Below are 21,025 nucleotides of genomic sequence, written 5' to 3'. Positions count from 1 at the left end.
ATGCGCGATCAGGACGCGGGCAGATGCTCGATCGTGACGCGGTCCGTGTAGAAAGCGAGGTGATCCTTGATCCCGGCCACTGCGTCATAGGGGGATTCATAGGTCCAGATCGCGTTCTCCGCCTTGTCGATGCCGGCGGGGAGCGAGAAATAGGCGGCATCACCCTTGTACGGGCAATAGGTCGCATGATCGGTGCGCGTGAGTAGCGCCAGGTTGGCGTCCTTGCGCGGAATGTAGAAGACGGCCGGATAACTGGCCTCGCGCAGGACGAGCGCCTCGGTCGTGTCGGCGATCACCTGGCCGCCCGCCGTCACTTTCACCCGCCCCGTGCCGGGCTCGACGGTGATGGGATGATCGGGGCCGGGGATTCGGATCGGCTTGTCGGTCATGGCGTTATCCTCATGAAAAAGGGCGGCCCCGAAGGACCGCCCGAGATTGTCATCAGAGGGCGGCGCGCTTGCCGCCATCGACGTTGACGACATGGCCGGTGATGAACGAGGCCTTGTCGGAGGCGAGGAACACCACTGCCTGGGCGATCTCGTCCGGGGCGCCGGTGCGGGCGAGCGGGATGGTGGAGGCGAGGCCGGCCTTGCCTTCTTCGCCGCCGGTGAAGCGGTCGAGCATCGGGGTGTCGATCGGTCCTGGGGCGACGGCATTGACGCGCACCCCGAACGGGGCGCCCTCGAGTGCCGCGGCCTTGGTCAGGCCTTCCACGGCATGCTTGCTGGCGGTGTAGAGCGCGGCATTGGCATAAGCGGCCTGGCCGAGCACCGAGGAGATGTTGATGATCGAGCCGGAACCCTGGGCCTGGAGCACGCGGAGTTCGTGCTTCATGCTGAGCAGCACGCCGAGCACGTTGGTGTCGAACATCGCGGCATAGCTTTCCGGGGTCTGGTCAGTGATCGGGCCGAACTGGCCCTCGGTTCCGGCATTGTTGACCGCGACGTCGAGGCGGCCGAATTTGGCGACGGTGCCGTCGACCAGCGCGCGCAGATCGTCCTCGTGGCGAACGTCAGCGCGGATGAAATGAACCTCGCCACCGAGATTGCTCAGCTCGGCGGCGACCGCTTCGCCGGTTTCGGCATTGCGGCCCGAGATGACGACCTTCGCGCCCTCACGGGCAAAGGCTTCGGCGGTGGCGCGGCCGATGCCGCTAAGGGCGCCGGTGACGAGGACGACGGGTGCTGTCATGGTAGTGATCCCTGATGAACGCTGGCGGAGCGGAGTGCCCTGCGGACCATCAAATATGTACGTACGTATTATCTGCAAGGGTGCGGACTATGTCCGTACGTATTTATTTCACAAGAGACTGAGAAGCAGTGATTTTTAATTCGACTGAGTAGGGGCGTATCAGCGCAGCAGGCTGTTCAGGGTAATCCGCTTGAGCCGTTTCAGCGGCTCCGCGTTGCGCTCGACCTTGGCGAGCAGGTTCGATCCCTGCAGCGCCGAGACCAGGAAAGCGGCGATGTCGTCGCAATCGAGATCGGCGCGAACTTCGCCCGCCGCCACCGCCGCCGCGAGGCAATAAGAGATCGCCTTTGCCACTTCGCCGAAATTCTCAACGAGATGGGGCCGGATGCTATCGTTGCCGCTGGTCTCGATGGCGAAATTGCCCATCATGCAGCCATTGCACCCGGTCTCGCCGGCGGCGCGCGCGATATTGGCGTCGAGAAAGGCCTCGAAGCGTTGGAGCGGCGGGAGCGCGTCATTGCGCAGCGTTTCGGCAATGAGCGTGAGCCCTTGCTGGAAATACATATCCAGCACTTCGAGCCCGAACGCCTCCTTCGAGACGAAATGATTGGTGAAGGAGCCCTGCGGCACGCCGGCCGCCTGGACGATATCGCGCACGCTCGCGCCGCCAAAGCCGCGCTCATGCACGACCCGGATGCCCGCCGAGAGAATCTTGTCGCGGTTCGAGACCTTTGCCATGGCAATAATATGGACGCCCATAGTTTAGTGTCAAGTGTTACAACGGGGTGACGGCGCGGCTGGAGCGCGCTAGCGAAGGCGCATGCCAAGCCTGAAGCTCGATCAGTTCCTGCCGTATCGCCTGTCGATCGCGTCGAACCGCGTCTCCTCGGCGATCGCGACGGCCTATCAGTCGCTGTTCGGCCTGCGCATCCCCGAATGGCGGCTGATCGCGGTGATCGCCGAGAGCGACGGACTGACTCAACAGGCGCTCGGTGTGGCCACGCGGATGGACAAGGTAACCGTCAGCCGCGCCGCGATCGCCCTGGTCGACCGCGGGCTGGTGCAGCGGCGGCCCAATCCCGACGACCAGCGATCGCACCTGTTGTCGCTGACCATGGCCGGGCAGGCGCTGTACGAGAGCGTCGCGCCCAAGGCGCTCGAACTCGAAGCGCGGGTCTTTGCGGGTTTTTCCACAGCGGAAATCGCCGCGTTCCGGGCGATGCTCGACCGGATCGAAGCATCGGCCGCACCGCTTGATCCCGAACAGGCTTGATGACTGGCCCCGGCCTGTCCTAAGCGCGGGTCAGCTTCTCCCCAGGCAGTCGCGACTTTTCCAGGAGGCCCAATGCCCGAAATGCTCGATCGTGCCGGTTTGTCCGTTGCTCCGCAGCTTGCGTCCTTCGTGGAGGAGCAGGTGCTCCCGCCGCTCGGGATCGATCCCGGCATCTGGTGGCAGGGTGTCGCCGATATATTCGCGCTGTTCTCGCCCGAAAATGTCGCGCTGCTGGCGAAACGCGATGAACTGCAGGAACGAATCGATTCGCGCTACGCCGCGGGTGGTACGGCTGACGAAGCCTTTCTGCGCCAGATCGGCTATCTCGTGCCCGAGCCTGCGCCCTTCACCATCGGCACCACCAATGTCGACCCCGAGATCGCGACCATGGCCGGGCCCCAGCTGGTGGTTCCGGTGCTCAACGCGCGCTTCGTGCTGAATGCGGCCAATGCGCGCTGGGGCAGCCTGTACGATGCGCTTTACGGCACCGACGCGCTGCCCGGCATGGCGGTGCCCGGCGGGTATGATCCGGTGCGCGGCGCCCAGGTGATCGATTATGCCAAAGCGTTCCTTGACCAGGCGGTGCCGCTGGCGGGCGAAAGCTGGACCGCGTATCGCGGCGGCACGCCCGACCTGGTGGATCCGGCGCAGCTGGTCGGCCGCAAGGGTGACTCGCTACTGCTCAGGCACAATGGCCTGCATATCGAGGTGGTGATCGACCGGACTTCCGTGATCGGTGGCGGGGATATCGGCGGTATCGCCGACGTCATCCTCGAATCGGCGATCACGACGATCGTCGATCTCGAGGATTCGATCGCGGCGGTCGATGCCGAGGACAAGGTTGCGGCCTATGCCAACTGGCTCGGGCTGATGCGCGGCGACCTGGTCGAGAGCTTCGACAAGGGCGGCAAGACGATCACGCGCAAGCTGAACGCTGACCGCACGTATGATTCGATTGAAGAGGGCTCACTCACCCTGCCGGGCCGCAGCCTGTTGTTCGTGCGTAATGTCGGTCATCTGATGACCACGCCCGCGGTGAGGCTGGCGGAAGGGAACGAGGCGCCGGAGGGTGTGCTCGATGCGATCATGACCGCGACGATCGCGCTCCACGACCTGCGCGGGCTGGGCCAGCACCGCAACAGCCGCACCGGCTCCTTCTATGTCGTGAAGCCCAAGATGCATGGGCCAGTGGAAGTCGGCTTCACCAACCGGCTGTTCGATGCGGTCGAGGACCTGCTCGACCTGGAGCGCCACACCATCAAGGTTGGGGTGATGGACGAGGAGCGCCGGACCTCGGCCAATCTCGCCGCCTGTATCGAAGCGGTGAAGGACCGCATCGTCTTCATCAACACCGGCTTCCTCGATCGCACCGGCGACGAGATGCACACAGCGATGCGCGCCGGGCCGATGATCCCCAAGGCCGAGATGAAGGCGAGCGACTGGATCAAGGCCTATGAGGACCGCAATGTCCGCATCGGCCTTGCGCATGGCTTTTCGGGCAGGGCGCAGATCGGCAAGGGCATGTGGGCAGCGCCGGATCGCATGGCCGACATGATGGAACAGAAGATCGGTCACCCGAAATCGGGCGCGAACACCGCCTGGGTGCCGAGCCCGACCGCGGCGACCTTGCACGCGATGCACTATCACCAGGTCGATGTGTTCGCGCGGCGCGAGGAGATCGCGCGCGAGGCCATTCCGGGCCTGACGCCGCTGCTGACCGTGCCGGTCGCCAAGGGGCGCAACTGGACACCGGACGAGGTGCGGGCCGAACTCGACAATAATGCCCAGGGTATCCTCGGCTATGTCGTGCGCTGGATCGATCAGGGTGTGGGCTGCTCCAAGGTGCCCGACATCCACGATATCGGCCTGATGGAAGACCGCGCCACCTTGCGCATCTCTTCGCAGCACATGGCCAACTGGCTGCTCCACGGGGTCGCAACCCAGGCGGATATCGACGCGGCCTTTGCGCGCATGGCCGCCAAGGTCGACGTGCAGAATGCCGGCGACCCGCTGTACAAGCCGATGTCGGGGCATGAGGCGACCAGCCTCGCCTATCAGGCAGCGCGGGCGCTGGTGTTCGAAGGGCTGACTCAGCCCAACGGCTATACCGAGCCGCTGCTCCACGCCTATCGCGCGCGAGCCAAGGTGGAGGCCGTATAGCCGCTGAAAGCATTGCGGATCGAAACTGATCTTTGCGTCTCCGCGAAAAATCGAATATCGGGTATCGCGGGAGAGCGATACATGGCCCTTGAGCATTTCGACGTCGTGGTGGTCGGTGCCGGCATTTCCGGCATCGGTGCGGGCTATCATCTGCGGAAGCTGTGCCCCGATCGCAGCTATGTGATCCTCGAAGGCCGCGCGGCGATGGGCGGGACCTGGGACCTGTTCCGCTACCCCGGCATCCGCTCCGATTCCGACATGTACACGCTCGGCTATTCCTTCCGCCCCTGGACCGAGGCCAAGGCCATCGCCGATGGTCCGTCGATCCTGAAGTATGTCAACGACACCGCGCGCGACGCCGGAATCGACCGGCACATCCGCTATCGCCACCATGTGAAGCAGGCGGCCTGGTCGACCCCGGACGCGCGCTGGACGGTCGAGGCCGAAGGGCCGGACGGGCCCGTCCAGTTCACCTGCAATTTCCTCTTCATGTGCAGCGGCTATTATAATTACGCCCGTGGCCACACGCCCGACTTCCCGGACGTGGAAAGCTTCGGCGGGCGCATCGTCCATCCGCAATTCTGGCCCGAGGAGCTGGACTATAGCGGCAAGAATGTCGTGGTGATCGGTAGTGGGGCGACCGCGGTTACCCTGGTGCCGGCGATGGCCAACAAGGCCGCGCATGTGACGATGCTGCAGCGATCGCCGACCTATGTCGTGTCGCGCCCGGCCGAGGATGGATTCGCCAACTGGCTGCGGCGCAAGCTACCGGCGATGCTGGCTTACGACATCACGCGCTGGCGCAACGTGCTGTTCCAGATGCTGTTTTACAATCTCGCGCGGAAACGACCGGAAAAGACCAAGGCGCGCCTGCTCGACATGGTGCGCGCCGAGCTTGGCCCGGATTATGACGTCGCGACGCATTTCACCCCGCGCTACAATCCCTGGGACCAGCGCCTGTGCCTGGTGCCCGATGGCGACCTGTTCGCGTCCCTCAAGAAGGGTACGGCCTCGGTCGTCACCGACACGATCGAGCGCTTCACCCCTGCGGGCATCAGGCTGAGCTCCGGCGCGGAACTACCCGCCGATGTGATCGTCACCGCGACCGGGCTCGAGCTGCAATTGCTGAGCGACGTTGCCTTCAGCGTCGACGGTGCAGCCGTCGATCTGGCGCAGACGTTCAACTACAAGGGCATGATGTACAGCGACGTGCCGAACCTGGCCTCGTCCTTCGGCTATACCAATGCGTCCTGGACGCTGAAGGCCGATCTCACCTGCGCCTATGTCTGCCGGCTGCTCAATACGATGAAGAAGCGCGGGCTGCGCCAGGCGACGCCGCGGATCGGCGACGAGGTGCTGACGCCCGAGCCATTCCTCAGCTTCACCTCGGGCTATGTCACGCGGGCGATGGAGAAGTTTCCCAAGCAGGGCAGCAAGAAGCCCTGGAAGCTGTATCAGAACTACGCGAAGGACGTGGTCTCGCTTCGCTTCGGCTCAGTCGATGACGGCATGGAATTCTCCAATCCCGTGCCGCGTTCGCAACCGGCTGCGCCGGTACGCGAGCCCGTGACCGCCTGAGGCGCGTCCATCCAATATTCCGGCCCGTCCGGACGGAGAAATAACCGATCTGGACGCAAAGCCTACCGGATTTCCACGACACCCGTATCGGGATGGGAGCGGTATCGCCATCGTTGGCGATTCGTCATGTGCATTCTGGGAGGGGCAAAGTGGGATATCGACCCGACCTCCGACCAACCTTCGCTAAAGTCAGGCCGCTTCAGTCGGAGATCGGGTCGGGTGACTGGTTACCAGGGACGAATGCCCTCGCCGTAGATCAGCGCAATAATGAACTTAAGCACTTGCTTTCTCCCTTGTGCACTCAGGCGAGTGCATGGATTAATTAACGAAAAATTAAGGATAAGGCAATCGGATTTCCGGGGTTTTTGCGGTCCGCCGCGGCAGGTTTAAGAGTTCGTTTAGCCATCGGCGGCTATCGCTGACGGTCATGGGGCGCGGCTCACGTACATATATCCCGGTAAACGGGCCCAGGGCGCGGGGCGCGCGATTGCCCTTGTCCGTGGCGCTTCGCCATCGTGCCGACCGCGATGACGGCGCTACCATGGCATTTACCGAGCTGCCGTCCGCTGGCTTCGGGCATCTGGAGAACCATGAGCCGTCGATGCCGGAAGCCCTGGTGGCATCGTCGGATGAGAACGCCACCATCGCGCGACCCCGGCCAAAAGCCTGGCAGTTCCTTTGCCTCGCCGAGATCGCCAATTTCCCGGCGCTGCGCCGCCATCTCGGCCGCTACGACGCCGACCGCCTGCCGGTCGCCGTTCGCGAACGGATTGGCGCCAGTCTGGAGGGTGCCCGCGTCGAGGTGATCGGGCGCAATGTCGTCGAGATCCTCTTCGAAGGGGATTCGCTGACTGATCTTGCTGCGGCGCTTGGCTGTTTGACCGCCGATTTCGATCTGCCGCTCGACCTCGATGGAGAACAGCATCGGCTGGACATGCATTTCGGCGCCGCCGCGGCACCGCTCGACGGTGCCGAGGATGTGCGGCTCGCGGAAGAGGCCGAGAGCGCGCTCGAGCAGGCCCGGGGCGAGGCCCATGCTGTCATCCGCGATCTTTCCGCTGGCACGCCGGCCTTCGACCGGCTGACGCTGACGCGCGAGCTGCCGGCCGCGATCTGCAATGGCGAGATGTTCCTGCAATATCAGCCCAAGGTGCATGTCCGCCGCCAGGAGATCGCGAGCGCCGAGGCGCTGGTGCGCTGGCAGCATCCGACCCGCGGGCTGATCCTTCCGGGAGACTTCATCACCGTCGCCGAGGAAGCGCGCGAAATTGCCGCGCTGACGCTGTGGACGCTCGACCAGGTGATCGCCGACCAGCGGTTGCTCGCCGCCGACGGCAACGACCTGACCATCTTCCTCAACATCTCCGGCCAGCTGCTGGCCGATGTGCGGTTCGTGAAGCTGGCCTGCGCCAAGGTGCTCGAAAGCGGCGCACGGATCGGTTTCGAGATCACCGAGACGTCGGTCATTCGCGATCCGCAAAGCGCCATCTTCAACCTCAGGGCGTTTGCCGATGTCGGCATCACCATCGCGATCGACGATTATGGCGCCGGTCTGTCGTCGCTCGCCTATCTGAAACAGCTCCCGGCCAAGGAGCTGAAAATCGACAAGATGTTCGTGCTCCAGCTGACGAGCAGCAACCGCGACCCGCTGATCGTGCGCTCGACCATCGATCTCGCGCATGCGCTGGAGATGGAGGTGACCGCCGAGGGGGTCGAGACCCAGGCGGCGATGGCGCTGCTCAGCGTGATGGGCTGCGACATGGTGCAGGGCTATCTGATCAGCCGCCCCGTCTCGATCGAAGCGTTCCGCCAGTATCTGCGCGACGACAAGGCGCGCCTGCCCGAACGGCCGGGCCATGCGATGTTCCGGCGCCCGGCCAGTTTCTGGAAAAGCGCCTGAGCCATCGTCATCCCGCGCCTTAGCGCGTATTTAACATGTCCCGTCCACACAGGCGCTCGATCATGGGGCTCATTTTTCGTACCTTGATGGCCGCAGCGCTGCTTGCGCTGATGAGTCACGGCGCGCCCGCCATGGCGCAGGTGCCGGATGCGGGCGCTCGCTTCGACGCCATGGTGGCCGATGCCAAGGCGATGATGCTGGTCGATCCCGGCAAGACGATCGACAAGGCCAGGGCGGCCGAAGTCGCGGCCGGATCCTTGCAGCGCCGCCAGCGGACCGTCGCGGTCGCCACCGCGCAATGGCTCCAGGGCGAGGCCTATCTCCGCCTCAACGACGTGGACCACGCCAAGCCCCTAATCGACCGCGCTTATGCGGCGGTCGCGGGCGGCACGCCGACCAAGCTCACTGGCGACATCCTGCTGTCGCGGGGCGGCCTGCACACCGCCAAGGCCGATGTCGCGGCGGCGCTTGCGGATTATCAGGCAGCGCATGCCGTGTTCCGCGATCTTGGCGAAACGCGCAGCCGCGCGGTCGCGCTGCTGAGCATCGCGCTGCTCTACCAGGAGGCCAAGGATTATGAGAACGGCCTGCGCTATTCCAGCCAGGCGATCGAGGTCTATCATGGCGACCCGTCCCTGCTGTTGGCGATCTACAATAATCGCGGCGTGTGCCTGAAGGAGCTCGGCCGCTTCGCCGAGGCCGAGAAGCAATATAACGAGGCGCTGTCGCTCGCGCGGACGATGAAGAGCCCCGGCCGCGAGGTGCAGATCCTGCGGAACATCGCGCGCGCGCAGCTCGCCACCGACAATCTTGCCGCCGCGGATCGCACCATCGCCGATGTGTCGCGGGTTTCGCGGGCCGCCGGCATGCGGACCGACAGCCAGGACCTGGGGCTGGAGGCCCAAGCCGCGCTTCAGCATGGCGATCCCGCGCGGGCGGCGGCGCTGATCGAACGCAGCTTCGCGGGAGTCGACCTGCGCACGACCACGCTCGCGTTTCGCGAAGGACATCAGACCGCCTATACGCTGTTCAAGAGGACCGGCGACGAGACGCGGGCGCTGCTTCATCTCGAAGCGCTGAAACGTCTCGACGACCAGACGTCGACGCTCGCCGCGTCGACCAACACCGCGCTTGCCGCGGCCCGTTTCGATTTCGCCAATCAGGAACTCAAGATCACCCGGCTGCAGGCGGCGGAGGCGCAGCGCAAATATGAGGCCGAACAGGCCCGCGTGCAGACTCAGCGGATCATTTTCACCGGTGCCGCGCTGGCGACCGCCATCATCGTTTCGATGCTCGGCGTCGGTCTCTTCACCATCCGCCGCAGCCGCAACGAGGTGCGCGCGGCGAACATCGATCTCGCTGCGACCAACAGCGCGCTGGAAAAGGCGCTGGCGGCGAAAACCGAGTTCCTCGCGACCACCAGCCACGAGATCCGCACACCGCTCAACGGTATCCTCGGCATGACTCAGGTGATGCTGGCGGACGAGAAGCTCGGCGAGCCGATGCGCGACCGGATCGGGGTGGTGCACGGTGCGGGGCTCAGCATGCGCGCGCTGGTCGACGACATTCTCGACGTCGCCAAGATGGAAACCGGCAACATGACGATCGAGCGCGAGGCGTTCGACCTCAAGGACGCGCTGCGCGACGTGGCGTGCATGTGGGAGGAGCAGGCGCGGGGCCGCGGCATCGCGTTCGCGCTCGATCTCGCCGATTGTCCGGACAGGATCGACGGCGATGTCGGCCGGTTGCGCCAGATCATCTTCAACCTTCTGTCCAATGCGCTGAAGTTCACCGACAGCGGTGCGGTGAGCGTGCGGGCCTTTGCCGACGACCGGGACGGCGCGTCGAGACTGAAGGTCGAGGTGACCGATACCGGCATCGGCATCCCGAGCGACAAATATGAACTGATCTTCGAATCCTTCCGCCAGGTGGACGCGGGCACGGCGCGCAAATTTGGCGGCACCGGCCTGGGCCTCGCCATTTGCCGGAATCTTGCCCGGGCGATGGGCGGCGACGTGACGGTGCGCAGCGCGGTGGGCAGCGGCTCGAACTTTACCCTCGACCTGCCGCTGGTTCGCGCCGCCGCGGCGGAAGCGGCCGGGATGGGGGCCGACATCCGCGCGCTGGTGATCCTCGATCGCAACCCGATTTCGCGCAGCATGCTGCGTGCCGTGCTCGAGGCGCGATCCGGGAACATTGTTTTCGCGGGGACGGTCGATGAGGCGATCGGGCTTATCGTCGCGGGCAGCATTTCCCGGCTGCTGGTCGACGACGCGACTCTGAAGGCAAACGCCGATATGTCGGGCGCGATATCGGCGCTGGTCGCGGCGGCGCGCGATGCCGGTGTCGTCTCGGCGCTGCTCTGGCCAGCCCCGAGCGAGCAACAGAAAGCGGAATTCGCCACCGCGGGATTCGATATCGTGATCGCCAAGCCGATCTCTGGCGCGGCGTTGGCCGAAACGCTCTTCCCTGCGGGTAAAAGCGACGGCGACAACGTCAGCCATCTTGTAACGCGTGCGGCATGATCAGATAGAGACATCCATTATGGTTCTATTTTTCCAGTCGGCCAGCGCCGCGGCCTCCAAGCCATGAACATCCTCTTCATTGAGGATGATCCGATGAATCGTCGGGTTGTGAAGGACATGCTCGATGTGGCCGGTGCGTCGATGGTCGGTGCGGAAAGCGGAGAGATCGGTCTTCAACTCATCGACGAGCAGGATTTCGACATTGTCCTGGTCGACCTTCGAATGCCCGGAATGGATGGATTCGAGGCAATCAGGCACATCCGCGGCCGCACCGATGCCAAGGCAAGGCTGCCGATCATCGTCGTGACTGCTGATACCGCGATCGATCTTCGCCAACGCTGCCTGAGCGGGGGCGCCGACGAAGTGTTGTTCAAACCCGTTGCAATGGATTCGCTGTTCGACGCGATTGGCCGCATGCTCGCCCGGGGTTCGGGTGACGCCGTGATCGGCTAGCGAGCCGTTGCCCTAGGCGGGCGGCATGCGCTTGAGCGCTTCCGCCAGCGAGGCCGTCGCGCTGCCGCGTCGGGCCGGCTGAGGTTGGGACGGGGCGGGGGCCCAGCCCGTGAGAAAGACGATCTCGAAACGCTCAGCCACGCGCCCGTCCGGGTCAGCCAGTGCCGCAAAGGCATCGGCCGCGCGGGCGAGCGTATCGCGGCGAAGCGGCGTGCGACCGACCAGCAGGTTCGTCGCCGCCATGCCGCGCAGGTCCGCCAACAGTCCGGCGAGCCCGGCGTAACGGACGGTCAGCGATTCCACATCCGCGACGGGCAGCGCGAATCCAGCCCGAACGAGCAGGTCGCCGGCCGACCGAACGTCGATCTGCGGGTGGATGCGGGCGGCAGGGCGGTCACGTTCGGCCTCGCGCAGGGCAGCGCGCAGGGTCGACAGGCTGCCCGCGCCAGTGAAGGCGGCGACGAACAGGCCGTCGGGCCTCAGCGCGCGCCGGATCAGGCTCAGCGCGCCCGGCAGGTCGTTGACGCTGTCGAGCACGCCGGCGGAGACGACCAGGTCGAACGAGCCATCCGCGAAAGGCAGCCGATCCTCATCGGCCTGAACCCCCGAGGCCGAGCGCGCAAAGGCCAGGCCAGCGTCGCAGCGGACGATGCGCGTACCCGGCGGAGGCAGGAACGCACCGTCGAAGCAGCCGAGATCGAGCACGTCCCCGAAGGCGCGCACGACGGCGCCGAGCCGCTCCTGGATACCGTCGAGCATCGCCGCCCGCAGAAAATCATGCCCGGCAAACCCGTCGGCGGCGCGGTCGCGGCGGATGCGCCGGGCGGTACGGTCAAAGATATCGGGGACGCTCACCGCCCGGGCTTGTGCCGCCGGACGGGCGGCGCGACAAGAGGGACGTGAAGCGGCTCCTCGCTCCCCTTCGTGTCGCCGCCGATCTCGCGCTGCCGCCGCGATGCCCCGGTTGCGGCGCGGTGACCGGGGAGGACCATCGCTTCTGCGCTGCCTGCTGGGGTGAATTGCGCTTCCTCGGCCCGCCCTGGTGCGCTGCGTGTCATGCGCCCTTCTCCTATGATCGCGGATCCGGGGCGCTTTGCGGCGCGTGCCATGAGCGGCCGCCGCGCCATGCCGGCGTGCGCGCGGCGGTCGCTTATGGCGATGTCGCCCGCACCGTCGCGCTGCGCCTCAAATATGGCGGGCGCACTGCCTTTGCCGAGACGGTGGCGCGGCAAATGGCCCGACTGATGCCGGACGGTGCCGATCTGCTCGTGCCGGTTCCGTTGCATCGCTGGCGGATCTGGTCGCGCGGGTTCAACCAGGCAGCGCTGATCGCGCGCGCGCTGACTCGCGCCACCGGCGTGGCGAACGACCCGATGCTGCTGCGCCGGGCGCGTGCCACCCCGCCGCTCCGTGGAATGGGCGCACGGGGCAGGGCAAAGGCGGTCGCGGGCGCCTTTCGCGTTCAGCCGGGGGCGAAGCAGCTGCTGAAGGGCAAGGCGGTGGTGCTGATCGACGACATCCATACCAGCGGCGCGACCAGTGACGCCTGCACGCGCGTTCTCCTGCAAGCGGGCGCAGCCAGCGTGACCATATTGTGCTGGGCGCGGGTGCTCGATCCGGCAGCGGACGATTGACAAGCGGCGGGGTCGCCCACATTTCAGAATCATGGCAAAGATCGAAATCTACACCAAGGCCTTCTGCCCCTATTGTACGCGGGCGATGCGGTTGCTCGACAGCAAGGGTGTGGAGGTCGAGGAATTCGACATCACCATGGGCGGGCCGAAACGCGCCGAGATGCTGCAGCGCGCGAACGGCCGCAGCACCGTCCCGCAGATTTTCATCGACGGGCGGCATGTCGGCGGATCGGACGATCTGGCGGCGCTGGAACGCGAGGGCAAGCTCGACGCCTTGCTTGCGGCATGAGGATCGCGCTGCTGCAGATGACGACGGGGATCGACCCGGTCGCCAATGCCAATAGCCTCACCCAGGCGGTTGCCGATGCGGCAAAGGGTGGCGCGGCGATGCTCTTCACACCCGAAATGTCCGGCCTGCTCGACAGCAATCGCGCGCGGGCCGCGGCCAATCTCCATCCCGAAGCTGAGGATCCCGTCCTGTCGGCGGTACGCAAGGCAGCATCTGAGCACGGCATCTGGGTTCATCTCGGCTCGCTCGCGGTGCGCGGCGACGACGGCAAGCTGGCGAACCGCGCCTATGTGATCGACCCCGAGGGCAAGATCCGGGCGCGCTACGACAAGCTTCATCTGTTCGACGTCGATCTGCCGACCGGCGAGAGCTGGCGCGAATCCGCTTCCTATACGCCGGGCAGCGGCGCCGTGGTGGTCGATACGCCGGTCGGGCAGGTCGGACTGGCGATCTGCTACGACATGCGCTTCCCCGACCTGTTCCGGGCGCTGAGCGATGCCGGCGCGACCATATTGGCGGTGCCGGCGGCGTTCACGCGGCCGACGGGTGCTGCGCACTGGCATATATTGTTGCGGGCCCGGGCGATCGAGGCAGCGGCCTTTGTCGTCGCCGCGGCGCAGACTGGCGTGCACGAGGACGGTCGCGCGACCTATGGCCATTCGCTGGTGATCGATCCCTGGGGCGAAGTGCTGCTCGACATGGGCGAGGACGCCGGCCTCGGGTTCGCCGAGATCGATCCGGCGCGCACCGCCGATGCCCGCGCGCGCATCCCGGTGCTGGCGCATCGCCGCGCGATCCCGGCGGTCGAGATCGCGCCATGATCGTCTTCGACCTGCGCTGTTCGCGTGAGCATGTGTTCGAGGCATGGTTCGGCTCGAGCGGGGCGTTCGAGGACCAGCACGCGCGAGGGCTGTTGTCCTGCCCGCTATGCGGCGACGGCGACGTGGGCAAGGCGGTGATGGCGCCGAACATCCCGGCCAAGGGCAACCGGCAAAACGCGCCCGTCCAGAACGAGACGCCGTCGCCCGATGTGATGAAGGCAGCGATCCGCGCGCTGGCCGAGGCGCAGGCCAGGGCGCTGGAAAAGTCCGAATGGGTGGGCAGGGCCTTTGCCGACCGTGCCCGCGCGATGCATGCCGGCGAGACCGATCATGCGCCAATCCATGGCGAGGCGACGGTGGGGGAGGCGAAGGCGCTGGCGGATGAAGGCGTGGCGATCGCGCCGCTGCCGTTCCCAGTGGTACCGCCCGAGGCGATCAACTGAGGCACCAGCCCGCGCGAATGACCGTGAATTCAGTCGATCCGGAGAGGCGCTGGAGTAAAGCGCGGTTTCATGACCGCACATCAATTCCGTCTGAGAGCTGTAGCGACAGGAACGCCTGGTCCGTCCGTGCTGGTCCGGGGCAGCTTTCCCCGAGCTCTTTGTTCCGGGCCGGTTTCCGTTGCGTTGTCGATTGACCGGAGAGTTGGGGAAATCTAGGGCTTTGGGCGCTGCCCCCGTAGCTCAGCAGGATAGAGCGACGGTTTCCTAAACCGCAGGCCGGTGGTTCGAGTCCACTCGGGGGCACCAGCACCGCTTGCGCAGGCGATGCCACCCGGAGTGGCCCGTTGAGCGCTTACGCCTTGACGTGCTGCGCGATGTACTTGTTCATTTCGAACATCGTGACCTTGTCACGACCGAACACCTTCTTCAGCTTGTCGTCAGCGAGGATCTCCCGCTTGTTCGCCGGGTTCTGCAGGTTGTTGGACTTGATATAGTCCCACACCTTGCTGATGACCTGGCTGCGCGGCAGCTTGTCGTTGCCGACGATCGCGCCCAGCTCGGGGGACGGCTGCACCGGCGCATGGATGCCGCCGGTTTTCGGAGCTGCCGTGGGTTCTTTCGCCATAAATTGTCCTTCCTGATGTGTCGTTCATGTCGACATCGGTTTCACGCCTGCTTCAGCGTGCGTCGCTTGTGCGCCGCCTTTTTGGGATTGTCACGCCTTACAGTGCCGGATTCCCCTTCGTAGCGGCTGATATCGGCCGGTTTTCGACAGGGATGCGACGACCCGCGCCGTTTTGGGATCGGGGACAAGGAAAAACCCCCTCTTCCGCGAGGAAGAGGGGGCCGATTCCCTGGCGTGCGCCTGTGGTCAGAAGCTCTTGCGGAGCGTCGCGCCATAGGTGCGGGGCTGGTTGGGATAGCCGCTATAGCTGCCGTCCTGCGCGACCGTCGGGAAGGTCGAGATCAGGAAGTTGTTCTTGGTCAGGTTGCGGACCCAGAACATCAGCTCGAGCTTGTTGGCCTTGCTCTCGATGCCGAGGCTGGCGTTGACGTTCTGCTGGCCATAGGTCGACAGGTTCGGCGGCGTCGTCTCGGTGAGCTGGAACTTGCTCATATAATCGAACTCGCCGCGGATATAGGCGCTGATGTCGCCCGTGAAGTCGTGCGACAGGGTGGCCGAGGTCGAGAAGCTCCAGGTCGGGATGCCGGCCGGCTTCTCCCCGGACAGGTTGCGGAACGACGGACGAAGGCCCGTTGCCGGATTGACCGGGCAGCGCACCGTATCATAGTTCACGCAGGCCGCGCCGGTGAAGGAATCATATTTCGGGTCGAGATAGGTGACCGCGCCGGTAAGGGCGAGGGCGGGGACGGGATTGTAGGCCGCGTCCACTTCGAAGCCGCGCACCGATTCCTTGCCGGCGTTGACCAGGCTGTAGCCGAGACCGGTAAAGGCGTTGGACTGGAAGCCCTTGATCTCCTGCTTGAACACCGCGAGGTTGAAATAGCCGCCGCGGAACTTTGCCTTGGCGCCCGCTTCATAGACGGTGACTTCCTCCGGCGCGGCCGAGCGGCCCACGCCGTTCAGCGGCGGGCGGCTGTCCGACGAAAGGTTGATCGCGCTCGCCTTCCAGCCCGTCGAATAGCTGGCATAGACGTTCACGAAATCGAGGTCATAGGCGATCCGGGCGGCATAGGTGACCTTGTCACCCTTGATGATGCCCGATTCATTGGCGTTCGGATAATTGACCGGGCCGTGGTTCGGGGTGTTGGCGTAGAAAAACTGAACCGCTCCAAGCGCGCCGAACAGATTGGTGGGAATTTTCGCTCCGGGCGGCGCTGCGGGATTGAGGATGGTGAGCGGCAGGAAGCCAAGCTCGGGAACGTTTTGCAGGTTGAGCGAGGAAAACGGATCCTGCAGCACGACAAAGGACTGTGCCGCCTTGCGGTCGTTGAGATAGGCGAGGCCGCCGGTGAGGGTCAGGCGCTGGGTAATCTTGTAATCGACCTGGCCGAACAGCGAGTAGGAGGTTTGTTTCAGCTTATAGTTGTCCGCAATGCCATTTCCTTCCTGGAAATAGGTCAGGCCGGGCCGAATGGCCGGATTGACGAGCGATTGCAGCGTCTCGAGCTGGGTCACTGCGCCCCCGGTGAGGGCATTGACGAAAGCGCGGGTATTCTTGCCGAACCGGATGTCACGGCCGGTCTGGAGTTTTTCGTTCTGATAGAAGCCGCCGATCAGCCAGCTGAGCGGCCCGTCGCCGGTCGACGAGAGGCGGAGTTCCTGCGTGAAAGTCTTGGCCTCGTTGGCGGTCCGGTTCCTCGAGATGGCCGCGCCGGTGAAATCGATGTCCTGGTCGGACTGGTTGACCTGGTTGCGATAGGCCGTGATGGAAGTCAGCTTCGCGAAGCCGACATTCCAGTCGACCTGGCCTGAAACGCCCTTGCCGACGATGCGGTTATAGGGATCCTCGTTGAAGATGACGTTGCGGTCGAAGATCTTGGTCGTGTCGGAAACCGCAAAGCCCAGGGATTTGATCGCCAGCGTGGCGGGGCCGTTGAAGATCGAGGTGACGCCGCAGCAGATCTCCTTGATCATGTTATAGTCGCCGATGACGCGGATCGAGAAGTCCGACGACGGCTCGAACAGGATATCGCCGCGGACCGACCAGCGATGACGATCATTGACGCCGGTGCCGGTCGTCAGGTTCTTGAAATAGCCGTCGCGCTCATTGAGGCTGCCGGACACGCGAAAGGCGAGGCTGTCGGTCAGGGGGCCGGTGAGCGTCGCCTTGGTCTGCATCTGGCTGTAATTGCCGACGGTGATCTCGGCCTTGCCGCCCCATTCGAACGACGGGCGTTTGGTGACGATGCTGATCGCGCCAGCCGACACGTTCTTGCCGAACAGGGTCGATTGCGGACCGCGCAGCACCTCGACACGCTCGATCTCGGGAAGATCGTCCAGCGCCGACGCCGATCGCGAGCGATAGACGCCGTCGATGAAGACGCCGACCGAGCTTTCGATACCGTCATTGCCATTGCCGTTGCCGAAGCCGCGGATGATGAAGTTGGTCTGGCCGGCGGCGTTGAACTGCGCGACCTTGAGCGAGGGCACGACCGACTGGAGATCGATCAGGTCGCGGATCTGTGCCTTTTCGATCGTCGCGGCGCCGGTGACGGACACCGAGATCGGCACGTCCTGCAGCGTCTGTTCGCGCTTGGTGGCGGTAACGATGATGTCGTCGCTGTCGTTGAGGACGGCCTCGTCCTGGGCGGCCGGCACGGGAGCCTCTTGCGCCAGCGCTGGCGTGGCGTAGAGCAGCGCGATAGCCGACGCTGCGAGCAGTTCGAATTTCTTCATGGATGATCCCCTCTTGGCCAGCCCGTCGGTTCTATGCCAACTGAGCGTCGTTCGTATTCTCGGTATGCGAATTCTGCGTCCACCTGAATCAACCGTCAATGCCGGAATCGTAGGAAAACAGCGGGGTTGCGCAGTTGTTGCCCAAATGAGACAGTTTCGAAATCGAACTGAACTGGCTCAAAGCAAGGTTGCCGTAACGTCAGGTTCGAATAAGGCGTAATGAAATGAGTATGGAACATCGTCCGGGCGGACCCGAAAATGGCGATCTCGTCGCCGAGACGCCCAAAATCCCGGTCCCGGACGAAGTAGCCGAGGCCGTCCGGACCCTGATCCGCTGGTCCGGGGACGATCCGGCGCGCGAAGGATTGCTCGATACGCCACAGCGCGTCGCGCGCGCGTGGAAGGAATATTGCTCGGGTTATCGCGATGATCCCGCGCATCATCTGTCGCGCGTCTTCGAGGAAGTCGGCGGTTACGACGAGATCGTGCTGCTCAAGGACATCCCGTTCCAGTCGCATTGCGAGCATCACATGGCGCCGATCATCGGCAAGGCGCACATCGCGTACCTGCCGGGCAATTATGTCGTCGGTATCTCCAAGCTCGCCCGCGTGCTGCATGCCTTTGCCCGCCGCCTGCAGGTGCAGGAACGGTTGACCGCCGAGGTGGCCGACTGCATCTGGGAGAATCTGAAGCCGGTCGGCGTCGCGGTGGTGATCGAGGCGAGCCATGCCTGCATGACCGCGCGGGGCGTGCGCACGCCCGGCGTCTCGATGGTGACGAGCCGGATGATGGGCGTGTTCCGCGAGGACGATCGCAGCCGCAAGGAAGTGCTCGCGCTGATGGGTTATTGAGTCGCCGTGAAGGAGGCCGACCGCACCATATTGGTTACCGGCGCGCCGCGGCGGATCGGCGCGGCGATCGCGCGGCATCTGGCGGGACAGGGATGGCGGGTCGCGATCCACCATCATCATTCGCCCGAGGCGGCGGAGGCGCTCGCCGCCGAACTGCCCGGAGCGTGCGTGCTGACCGGCGATCTCGCCTTGCCGGAGACGCCCGCCCATCTGGTGAAGCAGGCGCGCGCCGCCTTTGACGGGCCGCTGACGGCGTTGGTCAACAACGCCTCGCTGTTCGCCTATGACCGGCCGCCGCTCGCCGAGCCCGGGATGCTGCGCGATCATCTCGCGGTGAACCTCGACGCGCCGGCGCTGCTCGCCTCGGCGCTCGCGGCGCAGGAGGATCTCGCGGCGGGCGCGGTGGTCAATATCCTCGACCAGAAGATCGCCAATCTGAACCCGGATTTCTTCTCGTACAGTTGCGGCAAGATCGCGCTGGCGGGCGCGACCGTGATGCTTGCCCAGGCATTGGGGCCGCGCGTCCGGGTCAACGCCGTGTCGCCGGGGCTGTCGCTGCCGAGCCTCGACCAGAGCGACGCGGAATTCCGCGCGGTGGCATCGGAGAATCTGCTGCGACGCCCGGTCGAGGTGACGGCGATCGCCGAAGCGGTCGATTTCCTGCTGACGGCACGGGGCATCACCGGGCAGAACCTGTTCGTGGACAATGGCCAGCATTTCCTGCCGCGCGACAGCGACGTGATGTTCGAGACGCGCCGGGGAAACAGGCACGCACATGGCTGAGGGCGTGCGCTTCGCCACGATCCTGGAGGGGCTCGAACTGGTCATGGGCCTGGGGATCCATGCCGAGGAGCTGGCCGGGCCGCAGCGGGTGATCGTCAACGTACGGATGGAGGTCGACTATCCCGCGCCGCCGTCCGACGACCGGATCGAGGAAGTGCTCGATTACGACTTCATCCGCGACGACATCCGGGCGCTGGTCGCCGGGCGGCATTTCCATCTGCAGGAGACCTTGTGCGAGGCGATCGCGGGCCTGTGCCTCAAGGATCGCCGCGTCGCGCTGGTGACGGTGCGATCGATGAAGCCCGATATCTACCCGGATGCGGCGGTCGGCTGCGAAATCATGCGCGGCAGGAGTGCAGCCTCCCAGTAACGCGCATGACGCGGTGTTGGAGACTGTCGCGACCCGCACAAAACCGCCAAGCATTCGCCGATTTTTGCGACCTACCTGCGAGAGGGACGAATCGGAGCGATTCTTGCCAGCTGCGCCGCGATTATTGAAGGTCGCTACCACAGGTCTAACCCATTATCAGGCGACGGCGGCCGTAACCGTCGATCTCAATTGCGCGTTTTCTACACGAGTTTTTGAATATTTCAGCGAGGGGTATCGGATTTTCTTCCGGCTTTACTTGGACTGACATGGCACGCTCCTCCTGCCCATCCCGGTTCAACCGGGGGCTGCGAGAGTTCAGCAGGGAATGCGGCCAGATTGAATCAGCTCGGGCGCGCGCGCCGGATCGTGCTTTCCCCTTCGCCCTCCGCTGGTTTAGAATGGCGACATCATGACGATCTTCGCTCTCTCCTTCGCGGCCGCGTTTCCGCTGGCCTGACCGGCCAGCCGAACCCGATCCCGTCGCCTTGATCGAGGCTCCGCGCGGAGGCGCGGGGCGCGGTCGCTTATTCGAGAGTTTCCCATGACCCATGATCCCGCGCGCTCGCTGAGCGCGGGCAGCATCCACGCCTTCATCGCTGACGGCCTCGTCCGCATCGATCACGCCTTTCCGCGTAGCCTGGCTGACGAAGCGCGTGCCATTTTGTGGCGCGACACCGGCTGCGATCCGGACCACCCGACGAGCTGGACCAGGCCAGTGATCAGGCTCGGCCATTATGGCCAGCGGCCGTTTCGCGAGGCCGCCAACACGCCCGTCCTGCACCGCGCGTTCGACCAGCTTGTCGGCCCGGGCCGCTGGCTGGCGCCGCGCGCACTCGGCACCTTCCCGGTGCGTTTCCCGTCGCCGGACGATCCGGGGGACGCGGGCTGGCATGTGGATGTGAGCTTCGGGACCGAGCATCCCGATTTCCTCGACTGGCGCGCCAATGTGGAGAGCCGGGGGCGGGCGCTGCTGATGCTCTTCCTGTTCTCCGATGTCGGCGAGGACGATGCGCCGACGCGAATCCGGCTGGGGTCGCACCGCGACATCGCCCGGCAACTGGCGCCGGCGGGCGCGGCGGGGCTGACCTTGCGGGAACTGGCGGCGGACGGCTTTGCCGGATCGGCCGGCCGGCCCGAGGCGCTGGCGACGGGCGAGGCGGGGACGGTGTATCTGTGCCACCCGTTCCTGGTTCACGCGGCGCAGCCGCATCGCGGGACGATCCCGCGCTTCATGGCGCAACCGCCGCTGCTTCCGGCCGAACCCCTGGCGCTGCGGCGGGCGGATGGGGGGTATAGTCCGGTCGAGGCGGCGATCCGGGAAGCGCTTTCCGACGGTTGACGGCTTGAAGGAGCGGCCGCCGGCTGCCTATGCGTGTTGGATACCAACGGCGGC

Annotated in this window: 20 protein-coding genes and 1 tRNA gene; 15 read left to right on the top strand and 6 right to left on the bottom strand. The window is 65.1% G+C overall.

Annotated features, from left to right (window positions below; translation table 11 throughout):
- Positions 1–8 precede the first annotated feature (8 nt).
- From ACZ1I5_RS10805 to ACZ1I5_RS10795, 3 genes are all read right to left on the bottom strand, one after another.
- Complete coding sequence (locus ACZ1I5_RS10805) at positions 9–389, bottom strand: DUF427 domain-containing protein (RefSeq protein ID WP_465173688.1); 381 nt, start codon at positions 387–389, stop codon at positions 9–11.
- A 52-nt stretch (positions 390–441) separates the two neighbouring features.
- Complete coding sequence (locus tag ACZ1I5_RS10800) at positions 442–1,191, bottom strand: SDR family NAD(P)-dependent oxidoreductase (protein WP_465173687.1); 750 nt, start codon at positions 1,189–1,191, stop codon at positions 442–444.
- A 159-nt stretch (positions 1,192–1,350) separates the two neighbouring features.
- Positions 1,351–1,929, bottom strand: a complete 579-nt coding sequence (locus tag ACZ1I5_RS10795; protein WP_465173686.1) for a TetR/AcrR family transcriptional regulator — start codon at positions 1,927–1,929, stop codon at positions 1,351–1,353.
- A gap of 82 nt (positions 1,930–2,011) precedes the next feature.
- On the opposite strand from ACZ1I5_RS10795, the gene ACZ1I5_RS10790 reads away from it, so the two are divergent.
- From ACZ1I5_RS10790 to ACZ1I5_RS10765, 6 genes are all read left to right on the top strand, one after another.
- On the top strand, positions 2,012–2,464 hold the full coding sequence (locus ACZ1I5_RS10790) for a MarR family winged helix-turn-helix transcriptional regulator (RefSeq protein WP_465173685.1): 453 nt from the start codon (positions 2,012–2,014) through the stop codon (positions 2,462–2,464).
- 72 nt (positions 2,465–2,536) lie between these two features.
- The gene (locus ACZ1I5_RS10785; protein WP_465173684.1) at positions 2,537–4,624 is read left to right on the top strand and encodes a malate synthase G; all 2,088 of its coding nucleotides are present in this window, start codon (positions 2,537–2,539) and stop codon (positions 4,622–4,624) included.
- 81 nt (positions 4,625–4,705) lie between these two features.
- Positions 4,706–6,202: a flavin-containing monooxygenase gene (locus ACZ1I5_RS10780; RefSeq protein WP_465173683.1), complete on the top strand. Its 1,497-nt coding sequence runs from the start codon at positions 4,706–4,708 to the stop codon at positions 6,200–6,202.
- 541 nt (positions 6,203–6,743) lie between these two features.
- Entirely contained in the window at positions 6,744–8,102 is a 1,359-nt protein-coding gene (locus ACZ1I5_RS10775; protein ID WP_465173682.1) for an EAL domain-containing protein, read from the top strand.
- 62 nt (positions 8,103–8,164) lie between these two features.
- Positions 8,165–10,627: an ATP-binding protein gene (locus tag ACZ1I5_RS10770; RefSeq protein WP_465173681.1), complete on the top strand. Its 2,463-nt coding sequence runs from the start codon at positions 8,165–8,167 to the stop codon at positions 10,625–10,627.
- Positions 10,628–10,690: 63 nt separating this feature from the next.
- Entirely contained in the window at positions 10,691–11,080 is a 390-nt protein-coding gene (locus ACZ1I5_RS10765) for a response regulator (RefSeq protein WP_465173680.1), read from the top strand.
- A 12-nt stretch (positions 11,081–11,092) separates the two neighbouring features.
- Here ACZ1I5_RS10765 and ACZ1I5_RS10760 read toward each other — a convergent pair whose 3' ends face one another.
- Positions 11,093–11,935, bottom strand: a complete 843-nt coding sequence (locus ACZ1I5_RS10760; protein ID WP_465173679.1) for a class I SAM-dependent methyltransferase — start codon at positions 11,933–11,935, stop codon at positions 11,093–11,095.
- A 44-nt stretch (positions 11,936–11,979) separates the two neighbouring features.
- Here ACZ1I5_RS10760 and ACZ1I5_RS10755 point away from each other — a divergent pair, with 44 nt between their 5' ends.
- From ACZ1I5_RS10755 to ACZ1I5_RS10735, 5 genes are all read left to right on the top strand, one after another.
- Positions 11,980–12,714, top strand: coding sequence for a double zinc ribbon domain-containing protein (locus tag ACZ1I5_RS10755; RefSeq protein WP_465173678.1), 735 nt, complete (start codon positions 11,980–11,982; stop codon positions 12,712–12,714).
- A gap of 31 nt (positions 12,715–12,745) precedes the next feature.
- Positions 12,746–13,003 carry a glutaredoxin 3 gene (gene grxC, locus ACZ1I5_RS10750; protein WP_465173677.1) on the top strand — a complete coding sequence of 86 codons (258 nt, stop codon included), beginning with the start codon at positions 12,746–12,748 and terminating at the stop codon, positions 13,001–13,003.
- Positions 13,000–13,824, top strand: coding sequence for a carbon-nitrogen hydrolase family protein (locus tag ACZ1I5_RS10745; RefSeq protein ID WP_465173676.1), 825 nt, complete (start codon positions 13,000–13,002; stop codon positions 13,822–13,824). Before grxC ends, ACZ1I5_RS10745 begins: the two co-directional genes overlap by 4 nt.
- The gene (locus ACZ1I5_RS10740; protein ID WP_465173675.1) at positions 13,821–14,267 is read left to right on the top strand and encodes a DUF1178 family protein; all 447 of its coding nucleotides are present in this window, start codon (positions 13,821–13,823) and stop codon (positions 14,265–14,267) included. Before ACZ1I5_RS10745 ends, ACZ1I5_RS10740 begins: the two co-directional genes overlap by 4 nt.
- Positions 14,268–14,496: 229 nt before the next feature.
- A tRNA-Arg gene (locus ACZ1I5_RS10735) sits at positions 14,497–14,573 on the top strand.
- A gap of 46 nt (positions 14,574–14,619) precedes the next feature.
- Here the strand turns inward: ACZ1I5_RS10735 and ACZ1I5_RS10730 are convergent.
- Both ACZ1I5_RS10730 and ACZ1I5_RS10725 read right to left on the bottom strand, forming a co-directional pair.
- Positions 14,620–14,892: an SWIB/MDM2 domain-containing protein gene (locus ACZ1I5_RS10730; protein WP_272627362.1), complete on the bottom strand. Its 273-nt coding sequence runs from the start codon at positions 14,890–14,892 to the stop codon at positions 14,620–14,622.
- Positions 14,893–15,138: 246 nt separating this feature from the next.
- Positions 15,139–17,628 carry a TonB-dependent receptor gene (locus ACZ1I5_RS10725; protein WP_465173674.1) on the bottom strand — a complete coding sequence of 830 codons (2,490 nt, stop codon included), beginning with the start codon at positions 17,626–17,628 and terminating at the stop codon, positions 15,139–15,141.
- Between the two features lie 230 nt (positions 17,629–17,858).
- Here ACZ1I5_RS10725 and folE point away from each other — a divergent pair, with 230 nt between their 5' ends.
- The 4 genes from folE (at position 17,859) to ACZ1I5_RS10705 (ending at position 20,971) form a co-directional block, all read left to right on the top strand.
- On the top strand, positions 17,859–18,479 hold the full coding sequence (folE, locus tag ACZ1I5_RS10720; protein ID WP_465173942.1) for a GTP cyclohydrolase I FolE: 621 nt from the start codon (positions 17,859–17,861) through the stop codon (positions 18,477–18,479).
- 6 nt (positions 18,480–18,485) lie between these two features.
- The gene (locus ACZ1I5_RS10715) at positions 18,486–19,262 is read left to right on the top strand and encodes an SDR family oxidoreductase (RefSeq protein WP_465173673.1); all 777 of its coding nucleotides are present in this window, start codon (positions 18,486–18,488) and stop codon (positions 19,260–19,262) included.
- Positions 19,255–19,632, top strand: a complete 378-nt coding sequence (locus ACZ1I5_RS10710; protein ID WP_465173672.1) for a dihydroneopterin aldolase — start codon at positions 19,255–19,257, stop codon at positions 19,630–19,632. Before ACZ1I5_RS10715 ends, ACZ1I5_RS10710 begins: the two co-directional genes overlap by 8 nt.
- Positions 19,633–20,173: 541 nt before the next feature.
- On the top strand, positions 20,174–20,971 hold the full coding sequence (locus ACZ1I5_RS10705) for a phytanoyl-CoA dioxygenase family protein (protein ID WP_465173671.1): 798 nt from the start codon (positions 20,174–20,176) through the stop codon (positions 20,969–20,971).
- The last annotated feature ends 54 nt before the right edge of the window (positions 20,972–21,025 follow it).

The organism is Sphingomonas sp. BL-S-30, from assembly GCF_055521475.1.
The sequence above is the reverse complement of the archived record's forward strand: the minus strand, read 5'-3'. Positions and strand labels throughout refer to the sequence as shown.